We start from the raw sequence: 506 nt of genomic DNA, 5'->3' as shown, positions 1-506 counted from the left end.
CGTTACGAGTAGTAGCCTTTGTGGCGTTCCTTTCTACCTAAATTACACAAACGCAAGAAGAGCACGACATGTTCCGGAGCAAACCTAACCACTGTATCAGTTCGGGTCGGAATATGTCGTGCTCTTCCCTTTGCTTCTATTTAGTTACAAACGCCACAGACTACATAGTGAAACAAGTGACAATTGTATTTAACTCTGAACTATGCTATACTTGAGGTATCAAAAAGAAGAGTCATCAACGTGTAGCTGGCGTTAGGCTCATCTCAGAAGAATAAAGAGAAATGGCCTAACGTGTATAAGTACTGCGAATACTTATTGTTACGTTAGGCTTTTTCATTTCTATTGAAAGAAACGATAAATATCTATAATCAACTTCAAAAACTTTATCAATAAAGATAACTTTCTAAAATTTCTCATAGAAATCACCTCCTCCCAAAGTAGGAAGAGATGAGCCTAACAACACGTCAATGACTCTTACTGAGGAACGCCGTTACGAGTAGTAGCCT

Source organism: Veillonella sp. DNF00869, assembly GCF_001553345.1.
GTDB lineage: Bacteria > Bacillota > Negativicutes > Veillonellales > Veillonellaceae > F0422.
The sequence above is the reverse complement of the archived record's forward strand: the minus strand, read 5'-3'. Positions refer to the sequence as shown.